Origin of the sequence: Polaromonas aquatica (assembly GCF_042659145.1) — a bacterium.
In the GTDB taxonomy this organism is placed as follows: domain Bacteria; phylum Pseudomonadota; class Gammaproteobacteria; order Burkholderiales; family Burkholderiaceae_C; genus Polaromonas; species Polaromonas aquatica.
Genome location: NZ_JBHSRS010000002.1, coordinates 164,591 through 179,109, shown reverse-complemented (window position 1 = coordinate 179,109; position 14,519 = coordinate 164,591). Strand labels below are relative to the sequence as shown.

The window sequence follows — 14,519 nt, the reverse complement described above, 5'->3', positions numbered from 1 at the left end:
TGGCCGGGGAACGGCTCACGAAAAGAGCCGGCGCCCCAGTACCGAACCGGCCGACAGCTCCCGGCCATCCAGCGTGTCATACAGCTGCTCCAGATCCGCATGAATGATCTCCATGGTTTCGGTGCGGATGGGGTTGCCGTTGTCATCGATGATCACGCCATCCATGTTGGAGGCCAGCGCCATGGCGGCTTCGCACATGCGGGCAAACGGCTGCTCGGAGCGCAGCACCTGCGGCACGTCCAGCGACAGGGTCAGCTCGCGCAGTGCAGTTTGCTCCGGGTCATCCGCCATCGCGGCCTGGGTATCAAAGGACAGGCCCAGGATCGCGGCATTACCCGACTGGCTGGCCGGCAACACCATACGGCCGGGAATCGCGCCGGGTACAAAGCCCAGCTTGGCGGCGCTTTGCTGCACGTAGCCGGGGCTCCAGGCAGTGTGGACGGCACGCAGGGTAAAACTCAGTTGCGCATCATGGCCACTGGCAAACTGGTCGAGTTCGCGCGCCCGGGCCACCTCGTCCAGCATTTCCGGAAACTCGGGCTCGCCGCTGATGGCATCGGCAAAGGCCTGCGCTTTCATGACAAATTCGGAATACTCGATCTGGTTGAGCGCGCCGGTGCGATTGGCCAGTTGTACCCCGCACTGGAAAGCGCTGTAGCGCTGGCCTGCGGCCGGGAACTCCCATTCACCGGTGTCCACGCTCAGGCCCTCAACGCCAAACGGTTTGCTGCCGGCGCGGCGCGTGCTGGGCATTGCGGCCAGCGCCGCTTCACCGGACACCACGGACTCGACCACCACGGGCGCAATCACGTCTATCAGGGCGTCCAGGCCGGGTTTCTTTTCAATGCTCATCATCGCGGCCAAAGGACCCAGCCCGGAATCACGGTCAAAGCTGGGCTCCTGCCTTGCGCCCAGCGAATCCTCAGCGCCGCTGTCCGGCTCCGTGGCCTGCGCGGCATCCTGGCCTGGCGCAGCTTCGGGCGTTGCCCTTTTCGGCCTGTTTTTTCGTGCGGACCAGGTGCTGTGGGCCACCACGCCTGCGAGCACCAGCCCGCCTGCAACTGCCAAACTGATTTGAAGCGTGCTCATATGTTCGGGTATCGAATGATCTCTTTGTCCTGTCAGGCAGCCTCGGCAAAGCCGAGTGCTGCTTCCATGTCCACCGCAACGATGCGCGAAACGCCCTGCTCCTGCATGGTCACGCCTATCAGCTGCTCTGCCATTTCCATGGCGATCTTGTTGTGGCTGATGAAAAGGAATTGGGTTTCTTTGCTCATGCTGGCGACCAGCTTGGCATATCGTTCGGTGTTGGCGTCGTCCAGCGGTGCATCGACCTCGTCCAGCAGGCAGAACGGTGCCGGGTTCAGGTGGAAAATCGCAAACACCAGCGCAATCGCCGTCAGGGCTTTTTCGCCGCCCGACAGCAGGTGGATGGTCTGGTTTTTCTTGCCAGGCGGTTGGGCCATGACCTGCACGCCAGCGTCCAGGATTTCTTCACCCGTCATCACAAGCCGGGCATTGCCGCCGCCAAACAGCTCGGGGAACATCTTGCCGAAATGCCCGTTGACCGTGGCGAAGGTGCTGGCCAGCAAATCGCGGGTTTCGACATCGATTTTTTTGATCGCGTCTTCAAGCGTGCTCATGGCATCGTTCAGGTCGGCGGACTGCGCATCAAGAAACTGCTTGCGCTCGCGCGCCGTGCTCAGCTCATCAAGCGCCGCAAGGTTGACCGCGCCCAGGGACTGGATTTCGCGGTTGATGCGGTCAATCTCGCCCTGCAGGCCGGTCAGGCGCACATTGCCCTCCTGAATCGACAACTCGACGGCCGCCAGATCGGCCTGCGCGTCTGTCAGCAGCTGTGCGTACTGCTCAAAGCCCAGGCGCGCGGCCTGCTCCTTGAGCTGGAATTCGGTGATGCGCTGGCGCAGCGGATCCAGCTCGCGCTCAAGCTGCAGGCGCCGCTCGTCGCTGGCGCGCAGCTTCGCGGTCAGGTCGTCGTACTGGCTGCGTTTTGCGCCCAGGTCGGCTTCGCGCTCCAGTTTGACGCTCAGGGCCGCCTGCAGCCCGGCCTGGGCGGCGGCGTCGGTCAGGCGCGACAACTCTTCCCTGGCGCGCTGCTCTTCCACATCAATGGTTTCAGCCTGCTGCGCGGCAATCTGTATGGAGCGGGCCAGCTCTTCACGGCGCGACGCCAGGCTGCGCAATGAAAACTGCGCTTCCTGCGCCTGGCGCTCCAGCGTGCGCTGCTGCTCACGGGATTCGTTGAGCTTGCGCTCGGATTCGATCACACGGTCATCCAGCTGCGCGTGGCGCTCCTGGCTGTCGGCGAGCTGCATGTCCAGCTCTTCAAACCGCGCTTCTGCCGTGACCTTGCGCTCCTGCAGCTCGCCCAGCTGCGCGTCAATCTCGCCCATGTCGGCCTGGATCTGCTGGCTGCGCGCACGGGTCTGTTCGGCCAGTTGCGTCAGGCGCAGCACCTCAACCTGCAACTCATGCGTGCGGCTCTGGCCCTCTGCGGCCTCGCGGCGGGCCGTGCCAAGACGCTGTGCGGCGTCGGCGTAGGCGGCCTCCGCACGCACCAGCGCGTTGCGTGCCTCGTCGCTGATCAGGGCCTGGGCCTTGAGTTCCTTGTCGAGGTTTTCGATTTCCTGTGCGCGGGCCAGCAAACCGGCCTGCTCGGAATCCTGCGCATAAAAACTCACGCTGTGCTGTGAAACGGCATGGCCGCTTCGCACAAAAATCACTTCGCCGGCCTGTAGTTTGTCGCGGGCGGCCAGGGCTTCTTCAAGCTTCTCAGCGGTGTAACAACCATGCAACCAGTCGCCCAGCAGCGCCGACTGGCCGGCATCGTTCAGGCGCAGCAGTTCAGCCAATGGTTTAAGGCTGATAGCGGTGTTGGAGCGGGCTGGCGCCGCACCATTCGGCGGGCTGTAAAAAGACAGCTTGGCTGGCGGCGTGTCGCGGCCATCGGTGCCGGCAAAACCGCGCACCATGTCCAGCCGGCTGACTTCAAGCGCCCCGAGGCGTTCGCGCAGCGCGGCTTCAAGGGCGTTTTCCCAGCCCTGCTCGATATGGATGCGGCTCCACAGGCCCTGCAGGCTGTCCAGTCCGTGCTTGGCCAGCCAGGGTTTGAGTTTGCCGTCGGTCTTGACTTTTTCCTGCAGCGCCTTGAGCGCTTCCATGCGGGCCGACAGGTCCGCGCGTTTGGCCGACTCGGTGTTGACAGCCTGCTGTTTGGCGCGCCGGTCTTCGTCCAGCTGCGGCACGCTGTCGGTCAGTTCCTGCAGGCGGGCTTCGGCTTCCAGTTGCGCTTCCTGCGTGCTGTTGAACTGCGCCGTCAGGTTCGCCAGCCGAGCTTCGTCTGGCGCGTTGAGGGCATTGCGATCAGCCGTCAGGCGCTCCAGGCGCAGACTCAGGGAGCGCGACTGCTCTTCAATGTTGCGCTGGTCGGCGGCCAGCACCTGGATTTGCTGCTGCACCTGGGCCACGCCGGTACGCTGCTCGTTGGCTTTGGCCTGCGCGCTGCGCAGTGCCTCCTCCAGCGCCGGCAACTGGCCTTGCTGCTCTTCGCTTTGCGCGGCCAGCAATTCGGCTTTTTCTTCGGCCTCAACCGCCTGGGCGGACAGGCTTTCGGTCTCGACCGCGGCGTCTTCCTTGCGGGTGGCCCACTGGGCAGTCTGCTCTTTCAGCTGTGCCAGGCGCTGCTCCACGCGCAGGCGGCCATCGACCACAAAACGGATTTCAGCCTCCAGCCGGCCGACTTCGGCGCTGGCTTCGTACAGCTTGCCCTGCGCCTGGTTGACGTGGTCGCCGGCGGCGTAATGCGCCTGGCGTATGGTTTCCAGGTCGGCCTCGATGTGGCGCAGGTCGGCCACGCGGCTTTCCAGGTCGTTCACCGCTTTTGCGGAGTCGGCCTTGACCTTGGACTGGTCGGCTTCGCTTTCGGCACGCTTCAAAAACCAGAGCTGGTGCTGCTTGAGGGTGCCGTCGGCCTGCAGCTTGTTGTAGCGCATGGCCACTTCGGCCTGCTTTTCGAGCCGGTCCAGGTTGGCGTTGAGCTCACGCAGGATGTCTTCAACACGGGTCAGGTTTTCGCGCGTGTCGCTCAGCCGGTTGGCGGTTTCGCGGCGGCGTTCCTTGTACTTCGATACGCCAGCGGCTTCTTCGAGGAACAGGCGCAGTTCTTCGGGTTTGGACTCGATGATGCGACTGATCGTGCCCTGTCCGATGATGGCATAGGCCCGCGGGCCCAGCCCGGTGCCCAGGAACACGTCCTGCACGTCGCGGCGACGCACGGGCTGGTTGTTCAGGTAATAGCTCGATGTGCCGTCACGCGTCAGCACACGCTTGACGGCGATCTCGGCAAACTGGCCCCACTGGCCGCCGGCGCGGTGGTCGGCGTTGTCAAACACCAGCTCCACACTGGAGCGGCTGGCAGGTTTACGCGTATTGGTGCCGTTAAAAATCACGTCCTGCATGGACTCGCCGCGCAGCTCCGAGGCCTTGCTTTCGCCCAGTACCCAGCGCACGGCGTCCATGATGTTGGACTTGCCGCAGCCGTTGGGGCCCACCACACCTATGAGCTGGCCCGGCAGCACAAAATTGGTCGGCTCCGCAAACGATTTGAAGCCGGATAACTTGATTGAATTGAGACGCACAGCTAACCCTGTATTCTTCTTGAGCCAAGTTGTTGATTTAATGCAACTTTTTGCAATGCGGACACACAAGCGGGAAGCTGTGCGCGAGCCGTTAATGTTACCCGACGCACAGTCGGCGAAAGGCTTGGAAGCCGCCATGTAACGTTTTGAGGCTTTTTAACCTGACGCAACAGCCTTTTTAGCCCATTTTCAGGTGCAAAAACAAGCCTTTGCCAAGGCAGGATGAGCGCAAGCAGCTATACATTTCATAGCAACCCGACGTCCAGGCCGACCGAGGCGGTATTTTCAGGCTGGATAATCCGGATATGAACCCCCTGCTTTCACGCCTTCAGCCCTACCCCTTCGAGCGACTGCGCCAACTGCACGCCGGCGTCACGCCCAACCCCGCCTACAAACCCATCAGCCTGGGCATAGGCGAGCCGCGCCATGCCACGCCGCAACTGATCAAGGACGCCTTGACCGGCAGCCTGACCGGCCTGGCCAGTTACCCCGGCACCCTGGGCGAGCCCAAATTGCGCCAGGCCATGAGCGACTGGCTGGCCCGCCGCTACGGCCTCAAGGTGGACCCCTCCACGCAAATCCTGCCAGTCAACGGCTCGCGCGAGGCGCTTTTTTCGCTGGCACAAACCATTCTTGACCCGAGCAAGCCGGGGGCAACTGTCTTGTGCCCAAACCCGTTTTATCAAATCTACGAAGGCGCGGCCCTGCTGGCCGGTGCCGAGCCCTGGTTTGTGCCCAGCGATCCGGCGCGCAACTTTGCCGTGGACTGGGCCGGCGTGCCGGAGGCCGTCTGGGCCAAAACGCAGCTGATCTTTGTCTGCTCGCCGGGCAACCCGGCCGGCGCCGTGATGCCGCTGGACGAGTGGAAAACACTGTTTGAGCTCAGTGACCGCTACGGTTTTGTGATTGCTTCCGACGAGTGCTACAGCGAGATCTACTTCCGCGACGAAGCGCCTCTGGGCGGGCTGGAAGCCGCCGTCAAGCTCGGCCGGCATGACTTCAAGAACCTGATTTCGCTCACCAGCCTGTCCAAGCGCAGCAATGTGCCCGGCTTGCGCAGCGGTTTTGTGGCCGGTGATGCGGCCCTGATCAAGCCCTTTTTGCTCTACCGCACCTACCACGGCAGCGCCATGAGTCCCATCGTGCAGGCCGCCAGCCTTGCGGCCTGGGCCGATGAACAACATGTCATAGCCAACCGGGCCATGTACCGCGAAAAGTTCGCAGCCGTAACGCCCCTTCTGTCGGCCGTGATGGACGTGGCGCTGCCCGACGCCGGCTTTTATCTGTGGGCCGGCATCCCCGAGCGTTTCAAGGGCTCTGACACGGCGTTTTCACGCGAGCTGTTCGCTGCCTACAATGTGGTGGTTTTGCCGGGCAGTTATCTGGCCCGTGAAGCGCTGGGCCACAACCCGGGTGCCGGGCGCGTTCGCATGGCGCTGGTGGCCGAAACCGCCGAATGCGTCGAAGCCGCGCAACGCATCGTCCAGTTCATTCAATCGCAATCTCACTGAAACCTTACTGAAATCAAACCCAAATGACCCAAGACAACACGCTCCAGACCATCATCGACGCCGCCTGGGAAGACCGCGCCAGCCTTTCGCCAAAATCGGCCCCCAAGGACATCCTGGAAGCCGTTGAGAACACCATTTCCCAGCTCAACAACGGCACCCTGCGCGTTGCCACCCGTGAAAGCGTGGGCGTCTGGACCACACACCAGTGGATCAAGAAGGCCGTGCTGCTGAGCTTTCGCCTGCATGACAACGAACTCATGCGCGCCGGCGACCTGGGCTTTTTCGACAAGGTCAAGACCAAGTTTGCCCACCTGAGCGAATCCGAAATGCGCGAGACCGGCGTTCGTGTCGTGCCGCCAGCCGTGGCGCGCCGCGGCAGCTTTATCGCCAAGGGCGCCATCCTGATGCCCAGCTACGTGAACATCGGCGCCTGGGTCGGCGAAGGCACCATGGTCGACACCTGGGCCACCGTCGGCAGTTGCGCGCAGGTCGGCAACAACGTTCACCTGTCCGGCGGCGTCGGCCTGGGCGGCGTGCTGGAGCCGCTGCAGGCCAACCCCACCATCATTGAAGACAACTGCTTCATAGGCGCGCGCTCCGAAGTGGTCGAGGGCGTGATCGTCGAGGAAAACTCGGTGATCTCCATGGGCGTTTACCTCGGCCAGAGCACGCCGATTTACGACCGTGAAGCCGATACAGTCACCTATGGCCGCATCCCGGCCGGCTCCGTGGTGGTTTCGGGCAACCTGCCCAAGGCCGGCGGCAAATACAGCATGTACTGCGCTGTCATCGTGAAAAAGGTGGATGCAAAAACCCGCGCCACCACCAGCCTGAACGACCTCCTGCGCGACTAAGCTGACTGGCATCATCAGGGACTGAGCATGAATACACCGATGGGCACGATGGAAAGAATCCTGCGTTTGATGGCCGACAAAAAGGCTTCGGACGTCTACCTGTCGGCGCACTCGCCGGCCCTGATCAAGATCAACGGCCAGGCGCTGCCCATCAACAGCCAGGTGCTGCCGCCGGAAGCACCGCTCAACCTGCTGGCCGAAGTACTGCCGCCCGAGCGTATTGAAGAGCTCAAGGAGATGGGCGAGCTGAACATGGGCCTGCCCCTTGCCGGGGTGGGCAATTTCCGCATCAGCGGTTTTCGCCAGCGCGGCACCTACGCGGCCGTGATCCGCTACGTACCCACTGAGGTCCCCGCGCTTGGGAGCCTGAACGTGCCGCCCATCCTGGCGGAGTTGATCATGGAAAAACGCGGTCTGCTGCTGATGGTGGGTGCGACCGGCGCCGGTAAAAGCACCACGCTGGCAGCCATGCTGGACCACCGCAACGCCACCACGCTGGGCCACATCCTGACGATTGAAGACCCCGTGGAGTTCATCTTCGCGAACAAAAAATCGGTGGTCAACCAGCGCGAGGTCGGCAACGACACCCAGTCGCTGCAGGTAGCGCTCAAGAACGCGCTGCGCCAGGCGCCCGACGTGATCCTGATCGGCGAGATCCGTGACCGAGAGACCATGTCGGCAGCTATCGCCTACGCCCAGTCGGGCCACCTGTGCCTGGCCACCATGCATGCGAACAACAGCTACCAGGCTTTGAACCGCATTTTGAGCTTTTACCCGGTCGAAGTCCGCAGCACCATGCTGGGTGACCTGGCCGCGGCCATGAAAGCCATCGTCTCGCAGCGCCTGCTGCGCACGCAGGACGGCAGCCGCACACCTGCGGTGGAGGTCATGCTCAATACCAAGCTGATCGCCGAACTGATTGAAAAAGGCGACTTCTCAGGTGTCAAGGAAGCCATGGAAAAATCCATGGCCGAAGGCTCGCAGACCTTTGAGCAGGACATCGCCAAACTCATCGCCGACGGCACAGTCACCCGCAAGGAAGGCCTCTTGTACGCAGACTCGCCGACCAACCTGATGTGGCGCCTGGAAAATGACTTCCACGTGGCCGCCAAGGCTGCGGCAGAACCCGAAGAAGACCCGGATGACGAACCTTCGTTTACCGAAATTACCCTGGATGTAAAACACTGATGTCGAGAGCATTACAGCTAACCGAGCAGCTGATTTCCAGGAACTCCGTCACACCCGACGACGCCGACTGCCAGCACATCATTGCCGACCGGCTCAAACCCCTGGGTTTTGAGTGCGAAACCATCGTCAGCGGGCCGGAAAACTTCCGTGTTACCAATTTGTGGGCGAAATTCAAAGGTTTTAGCCCCCTGGCCGCCGAAGCGCCTGCGCAACCAGCTATCAAATCAATAGCAACCGAGGCGTTGCCGAAGACCTTTGTTTTTGCCGGCCACACCGACGTTGTGCCTACCGGCCCGCTGGAACAGTGGCACAGCAACCCCTTCACGCCCAGCCATCGCAATGGCGTGCTGTACGGGCGCGGCGCGGCTGACATGAAAACCTCAATCGCGGCCATGGTGGTGGCGGTTGAAGAGTTCCTGGCAGCCAACCCCAAACCCAACCTGTCGATTGCGTTTTTGCTCACCAGCGACGAAGAAGGCCCGGCCAATGACGGCACCGTGGTGGTCTGCAAGCAGCTCCAGGAGCGCGGCGAACAGCTCGACTACTGCATCGTCGGCGAGCCGACCTCGGTAGACCGGCTGGGCGACATGATCAAGAACGGCCGGCGCGGCACCATGAGCGGCAAGCTCACCGTCAAGGGAGTACAAGGCCATATTGCCTACCCGCATCTGGCCAAAAATCCCATACACCTGTTTGCACCGGCACTGGCCGAACTGGTGTCCATGGAGTGGGACAAGGGCAACGAGTTTTTCCCTGCCACCAGCTGGCAGGTGTCCAATATGCACAGCGGCACGGGGGCATCCAACATCATCCCAGGCGATCTGGTGGTGGACTTCAACTTCCGCTTCTGTACCGAATCCACGCCTGAAAGCCTGCAGCAGCGCCTGCAGGCCGTGCTGGGCAAACACCAGCTGGACTACAACCTGAAATGGGTCATAGGCGGCCTGCCCTTTTTGACAACGCCCGGCGAACTGGTGGCGGCCGTGCGCGGCGCCATCCAGGCGGAAACCGGCCTCGCCACCGAGCTGTCCACCACGGGCGGCACCAGCGACGGGCGTTTTATCGCCAAAGTTTGTTCCCAGGTGATCGAGTTCGGGCCCATCAACGCCTCCATCCACAAGATCAATGAACACGTGCTGGTGAGCGACATTGATCCGCTCAAAAACATCTACAAGGGCGTGCTAGAGCGCCTGGCGGGGCTCGCGGACCAATGACTGAGATGGCGCCCCTGACCGGATCAACGGTTCTTGAACTGATAGACGAAACAGCAGCCCGGCTTGATGCCGCAGGCTTGAGCCTGGCTGACGGTTTTGGCCAGGGCACGCTGAGCGCCTTTGACGAAGCCGCCTGGCTGGTGCTGTGGCGCCTGGGTTTGCCGCTGGATGACCTCGATTCAGTGTCAAACAGGCCCGTGGCCTCCGCAGAACGGGCGCAGCTAGCTACACTTTTGGAAGCACGCATCAGCACACGCAAGCCCCTCGCCTACCTCACCAACGAGGCCTGGCTGCAAGGCGTGCCCTTTTATGTGGATGAGCGTGTCATCATCCCGCGCTCTTTCATTGCCGAGTTGCTTGCCGATGAAAGCATTGACCCATGGCTGGGCGAAGACACCCATCGTGTGCTGGACCTGTGCACCGGCAATGGCAGCCTGGCCGTGCTGGCGGCCATGGTCTACCCCGATGTGGCGGTTGATGCCGCCGACATCAGCCTGGATGCGCTGGCCGTGGCCCGCATCAATGTAGACAAGCACGGGCTGGACAGCCGCATCACGCTGGTCGAGTCCGACGGCCTGGCCGCCTGCACCGGCCCTTATGACCTGATTTTGTGCAATCCGCCCTATGTGAACGCGGCCACCATGGCCGCCTTGCCCGCCGAGTTCCGGGCCGAACCAGCCCTGGCTTTGGCTGGCGGCGACGATGGCATGGACTTTATAAGAAGCCTTTTTCTAAACGCCGCCCGCCATATGAGCGAAAATGCGGTATTGGTGCTGGAAATCGGCAATGAGCGCGCAAATTTCGAGCGTGCCTTTCCGGAGCTTGAACCCCTGTGGTTCGAGACCAGCGCCGGGCCTGACCAGGTTTTGCTACTCACACGCCAGCAACTGCGTTGAGCCTCGCCTGAAACTTGTGTCGCGGCCTCCACGGCCGAATTTTTTGTCTGCTTTAAATGATTACCCTTAAAAACGTGGTGCTGCGTCGCGGCGCCAAAGTGATTCTCGACAGTGCGTCTGTCACCCTCAACCCGGGCGAGCACGTCGGCCTGGTGGGGCGCAACGGCGCGGGCAAGTCCTCGCTGTTTGCCATGCTCAACGGCACGCTGCATGAAGACGGTGGCGAGTTTTACATCCCGGCCCAGTGGCGCATGGCGCAGGTCGCGCAGGACATGCCCGAAACCGAGCAAAGCGCCACCGACTACGTGATCGAGGGCGACACCGTGCTGCTGGCCGCCCAGGCGGAAGTCGCCGCAGCAGAAGCCAGCGGCGACGGCGACCGCATGGCGCATGCATATATGGAGCTGTACGACTCCGGCGCGCACGACTCGCAGGCACGCGCGCAGGCGCTGATCCTCGGCCTGGGTTTCAAGGTCAGCGAACTCGACAACCCGGTCAACAGCTTCTCGGGCGGCTGGCGCATGCGTCTGCAACTGGCGCGCGCGCTGATGTGCCCGTCCGACTTGCTGCTGCTTGACGAACCGACCAATCACCTGGATTTGGACGCCCTGGTCTGGCTGGAAGCCTGGCTCAAACGCTACCAGGGCACCATGCTGGTCATCAGCCATGACCGTGAATTCCTCGATGCGGTGACCGACGTCACCGTGCATATCGAAAGCGCCAAGCTGACGCGCTACGGCGGCAACTACAGCAAGTTTGAAGACCTGCGCTCCGAGCAGATGGCGCTGCAGCAAACCGCTTTCAGCAAACAGCAGGACAAGATTGCCCACCTGCAGAAGTTCATCGCCCGCTTCAAGGCCAAGGCCAGCAAAGCCAAGCAGGCGCAAAGCCGTGTCAAGGCGCTGGACCGCATGGAGAAAATCGCGCCGCTGCTGGCCGAGGCTGATTTCACCTTCGAGTTCAAGGAACCGGCGAACCTGCCCAACCCCATGCTGTCGATGCAGAACGCCTACTTCGGCTATCCGCCGCCGGAAGACGCACCCGAAGGCACGCCGCCCACCGTCATCGTGCAAAACGTCAGCAAGTCGGTGCTGGCCGGCCAGCGCATAGGCATTCTGGGTGCCAACGGCCAGGGCAAATCCACACTGGTGAAAACCGTGGCCCGTGCGCTGGCGCCTATCGAAGGCGAGATGATTGAAGGCAAGGGCCTGAACATCGGCTACTTCGCCCAGCAGGAACTGGACGTGCTGCGTCCGGCAGACAACCCGCTGGAACACATGATCCGCCTCGTGAAAGAAGTCACCGCAGCCGGCAAGATCGGCAGCCAGGCCACGCGCGAGCAGGACCTGCGCGCCTTCCTGGGCATGTTCAACTTCGGCGGCGACATGGTCAAGCAGGCCGTGGGCAGCATGAGCGGCGGCGAAAAAGCCCGGCTGGTGCTGTGCATGATCGTCTGGCAGCGCCCCAACCTGCTGCTGCTCGATGAGCCGACCAACCACCTGGACCTGGCCACGCGCGAGGCTTTGTCAATGGCGCTCAATGAGTTTGAAGGTACCGTCATGCTGGTCAGCCACGACCGCGCCCTGCTGCGTGCCGTGTGTGACGAGTTCTGGATGGTCTCGCAAGGCGGCGTTGCGCCGTTTGACGGCGACCTGGACGACTACCAGAAGTACCTGCTGGACCACGCCAAGCGCCAGCGCGAGGAAGCCAAAAAATCAGGCGGCGCCGCTGCCGCACCGGCGCCGACTCCCGCGCCTGCGCCAGCCGCTATCAAAAATATAGCTAGCGGCGCGCAAAACACGGCGGCCACAGCCACTTTTGATGCGAAAAAGCCGGCCAATACGCCGGAACAGCGCAAAATCGACGCCAAGGCCCGCCAGCAGCAATCAGAAGCCACCAAGCCCCTGCGCAAGGAACTCGAGAAGATCGACAAACAAATGCAGGCCCTGGGCGCTGAAAAAGACAGCCTGCAGGCCCTGCTAACCACCACCACCACGCCGGCGGAAATTGCCCAGACCGGCAAGCGCCTGAAGGCGATCGAGACCGAAGTTGGCACGCTCGAAGAGCGTTGGCTGGAACTGACCGAGCAGATCGAGACCGCGGCAGTGTAGAGTTGGTGCGGGGAGCCCCACGGCACCCGGCACCGCCTTGAAAGGGATTGCGAACCATGCCCACTGCACTTCATATGGCCTCCGATGACGCAGCACTGGAAGCCGCCGTCAAACGCAGCCGCAAGCTGCTCAACAAACGCGCACTGGTTGCAGCCGCCGCCAGCGCCGTGCCAGTGCCAGGCCTGGACTGGGCAGTGGACGCCGCCCTGCTCTCCAAACTGATCCCGGAGATCAACAAGGAGTTCGGCCTGACGCCGGCCCAGCTCGACAAACTCGACCCCAAAAAACGCGACCAGGTGCAAAAGGCCGTCGCACTGGTCGGCTCGGTCCTGATAGGCAAATTCATCAGCCGCGACCTGGTCATCAAGGCCGCCACCAAAATCGGCGTGCGCCTGACAAGCAAACAGGCCGCCAAATTTATTCCCCTGGCCGGCCAGGTCGTTTCCGCTCTGGTGGGCTATGCCGCGATTCGCTACTTTGGCGAGGAGCACATGAAGGACTGCATACGGGTAGCAACGCAGGCTGAGCTGGAAATACCTCGGCTGGAACACATCGCGTTGAAAGCCTGAGCATTTGAAAAGACATTCAGGCAGGCTCGCATCAAGCCTGCTGCCGCAAAGTCTTAACGCCGGACATCGCTCAAGGCCAGTTCCCTAACGATGGCCATAAACTCGTCACGATTCACATCCGAAATCACCCAGTGCTTCATGCCGTCACGTGTCCAGTGCGCGATTTGAAAACCGCGCTGCGTTGAGACACTGATACCGCTGTCGGCGCCAGCGCCTGGCCAGACAAACGAGTTCACCACATGTTCTCCCTGCCGGTACACCAGGGCGGCCACCGGACGGCCGTCCAGGTAGTCAACCCGACCGCCAAGGAAGGCGGAGCCCGGGATGCCCAGTTCCGGCACAGGGGGTGAGAAATCGAGCCTTGACGACAGCCATGGCTTGACGGTATGGTGGTCTGAAGACGCCACATCCACCAGATGCTGCGTCAGCGTTGCGCGAACATGGCTGGCGATCACCTCCTGCTCCAGCCGCCCATCCCGACCCGGCTGCAACAGCGTGAGATTGAACACAATGGCCAGCAAGGCCACGGCGCCGAGCGACGATAACAGCGGGCGCCATGCAAACCAGCGTTGCAAAGCTGCTTTGCCGCCGGAACGGCGCAGCGCGGCAAGCTGCGACGACGCACCCAGGGCCTGTATGTGGTCGCGCAGCGCGGCCGGGGCGGCATGGTAGTCGGCGTGGCCTGTCACAGCCCGGCGCAGGCTGTGCAGGCTTTCGACCTGGGCGCGCAAACCGGCATCATGGGCCAGGCGCGACTCCATCGCCAACTGGCCGGCCAGGTCCAGCTCGCCATCGATGAAGGCGTTCAATTGCCGGGCGTCGGGTTCTGGGGTCATCATTTCACTCCGCCTTGTGTGGACCGGGCCACGGTGCGCAGCACGGGCCGGGCACCCGGCAGCAAGGCCTGGCGCATCAGGCTGCGTGCGCGTGCCAGGCGCGACATCACGGTTCCAACGGGAACATCAGCAATACGTGCGATGTCCTTGTAGGGCAGGTCTTCCAGCTCACGCAGCACCAGCACTTCGCGATAGACGACAGGCAGCGCGGCAATCGCATGGTTGATCTGCTCCCGATCAGCGTTGCGGACCGCCAGCGCGTAGGGCTCATCGGCCGACGGCGCGGCCAGCTCGCTCTCATCAAACGCCACCACTTCCGCCGGACGGTTTTCCCTGAGCCACGCATAACAGGTATGGCGCACGATCTGCAACCACCAGGCCCGCGCCTGGTCGCCCCGGAAACCACCGAAGTAGCGCATGGCCCGCATGGCCGCGTCCTGCACCACATCCTGCGCATCCTCGTCGTTGCGGGTCAACCACCGTGCGAGGTTGTAGGCAGCGTCCAGGTGCGGCATCACGAGCGCTTCGAAACGCTGTAAATCATGGCTCTCGATCACAGGCGATCCTCTCTCCTGTATCTATCTGCGATGCCCGGTATTTATTCCCGAAATCCCCAAAGCCCGGGTGATCCGCAAGGCTTTCGGCAAGGTTTGGGAATTTTCCGCACCTTGCGCCGGTATGG

11 protein-coding genes are annotated in these 14,519 nt (G+C 62.4%); 7 read left to right on the top strand and 4 right to left on the bottom strand.

What is annotated here, in order from left to right; translation table 11 throughout:
* Positions 1-15 precede the first annotated feature (15 nt).
* Together ACFQND_RS01510 and smc are read right to left on the bottom strand one after the other, a co-directional pair.
* A complete protein-coding gene (locus ACFQND_RS01510; RefSeq protein ID WP_371435527.1) occupies positions 16-1,089 on the bottom strand; it encodes a cell division protein ZipA C-terminal FtsZ-binding domain-containing protein in 1,074 nt (357 codons plus the stop codon).
* Positions 1,090-1,121: 32 nt separating this feature from the next.
* Positions 1,122-4,658 carry a chromosome segregation protein SMC gene (smc, locus tag ACFQND_RS01505; RefSeq protein ID WP_371435526.1) on the bottom strand — a complete coding sequence of 1,179 codons (3,537 nt, stop codon included), beginning with the start codon at positions 4,656-4,658 and terminating at the stop codon, positions 1,122-1,124.
* Positions 4,659-4,963: 305 nt separating this feature from the next.
* On the opposite strand from smc, the gene dapC reads away from it, so the two are divergent.
* From dapC to ACFQND_RS01470, 7 genes are read left to right on the top strand one after another with little or no spacing between them, the layout of a single operon-like run.
* Positions 4,964-6,169 carry a succinyldiaminopimelate transaminase gene (dapC, locus tag ACFQND_RS01500; protein WP_371435525.1) on the top strand — a complete coding sequence of 402 codons (1,206 nt, stop codon included), beginning with the start codon at positions 4,964-4,966 and terminating at the stop codon, positions 6,167-6,169.
* A 23-nt stretch (positions 6,170-6,192) separates the two neighbouring features.
* Complete coding sequence (dapD, locus tag ACFQND_RS01495) at positions 6,193-7,023, top strand: 2,3,4,5-tetrahydropyridine-2,6-dicarboxylate N-succinyltransferase (RefSeq protein ID WP_371435524.1); 831 nt, start codon at positions 6,193-6,195, stop codon at positions 7,021-7,023.
* 39 nt (positions 7,024-7,062) lie between these two features.
* On the top strand, positions 7,063-8,211 hold the full coding sequence (locus tag ACFQND_RS01490) for a PilT/PilU family type 4a pilus ATPase (RefSeq protein WP_371435569.1): 1,149 nt from the start codon (positions 7,063-7,065) through the stop codon (positions 8,209-8,211).
* Entirely contained in the window at positions 8,211-9,425 is a 1,215-nt protein-coding gene (gene dapE, locus ACFQND_RS01485) for a succinyl-diaminopimelate desuccinylase (RefSeq protein WP_371435523.1), read from the top strand. The genes ACFQND_RS01490 and dapE overlap by 1 nt, the downstream gene beginning before the upstream one ends.
* A 5-nt stretch (positions 9,426-9,430) precedes the next feature.
* Positions 9,431-10,321, top strand: coding sequence for a 50S ribosomal protein L3 N(5)-glutamine methyltransferase (gene prmB, locus ACFQND_RS01480; RefSeq protein ID WP_371435522.1), 891 nt, complete (start codon positions 9,431-9,433; stop codon positions 10,319-10,321).
* 56 nt (positions 10,322-10,377) lie between these two features.
* The gene (locus ACFQND_RS01475) at positions 10,378-12,432 is read left to right on the top strand and encodes an ABC-F family ATP-binding cassette domain-containing protein (RefSeq protein WP_371435521.1); all 2,055 of its coding nucleotides are present in this window, start codon (positions 10,378-10,380) and stop codon (positions 12,430-12,432) included.
* Positions 12,433-12,488: 56 nt separating this feature from the next.
* Complete coding sequence (locus tag ACFQND_RS01470; RefSeq protein ID WP_371435520.1) at positions 12,489-13,001, top strand: hypothetical protein; 513 nt, start codon at positions 12,489-12,491, stop codon at positions 12,999-13,001.
* 53 nt (positions 13,002-13,054) lie between these two features.
* Here ACFQND_RS01470 and ACFQND_RS01465 read toward each other — a convergent pair whose 3' ends face one another.
* Together ACFQND_RS01465 and ACFQND_RS01460 are read right to left on the bottom strand one after the other, a co-directional pair.
* Positions 13,055-13,837, bottom strand: a complete 783-nt coding sequence (locus tag ACFQND_RS01465; protein ID WP_371435519.1) for an anti-sigma factor family protein — start codon at positions 13,835-13,837, stop codon at positions 13,055-13,057.
* Positions 13,837-14,394, bottom strand: coding sequence for a sigma-70 family RNA polymerase sigma factor (locus ACFQND_RS01460; protein WP_371435518.1), 558 nt, complete (start codon positions 14,392-14,394; stop codon positions 13,837-13,839). The genes ACFQND_RS01465 and ACFQND_RS01460 overlap by 1 nt, the downstream gene beginning before the upstream one ends.
* Positions 14,395-14,519 lie beyond the last annotated feature (125 nt).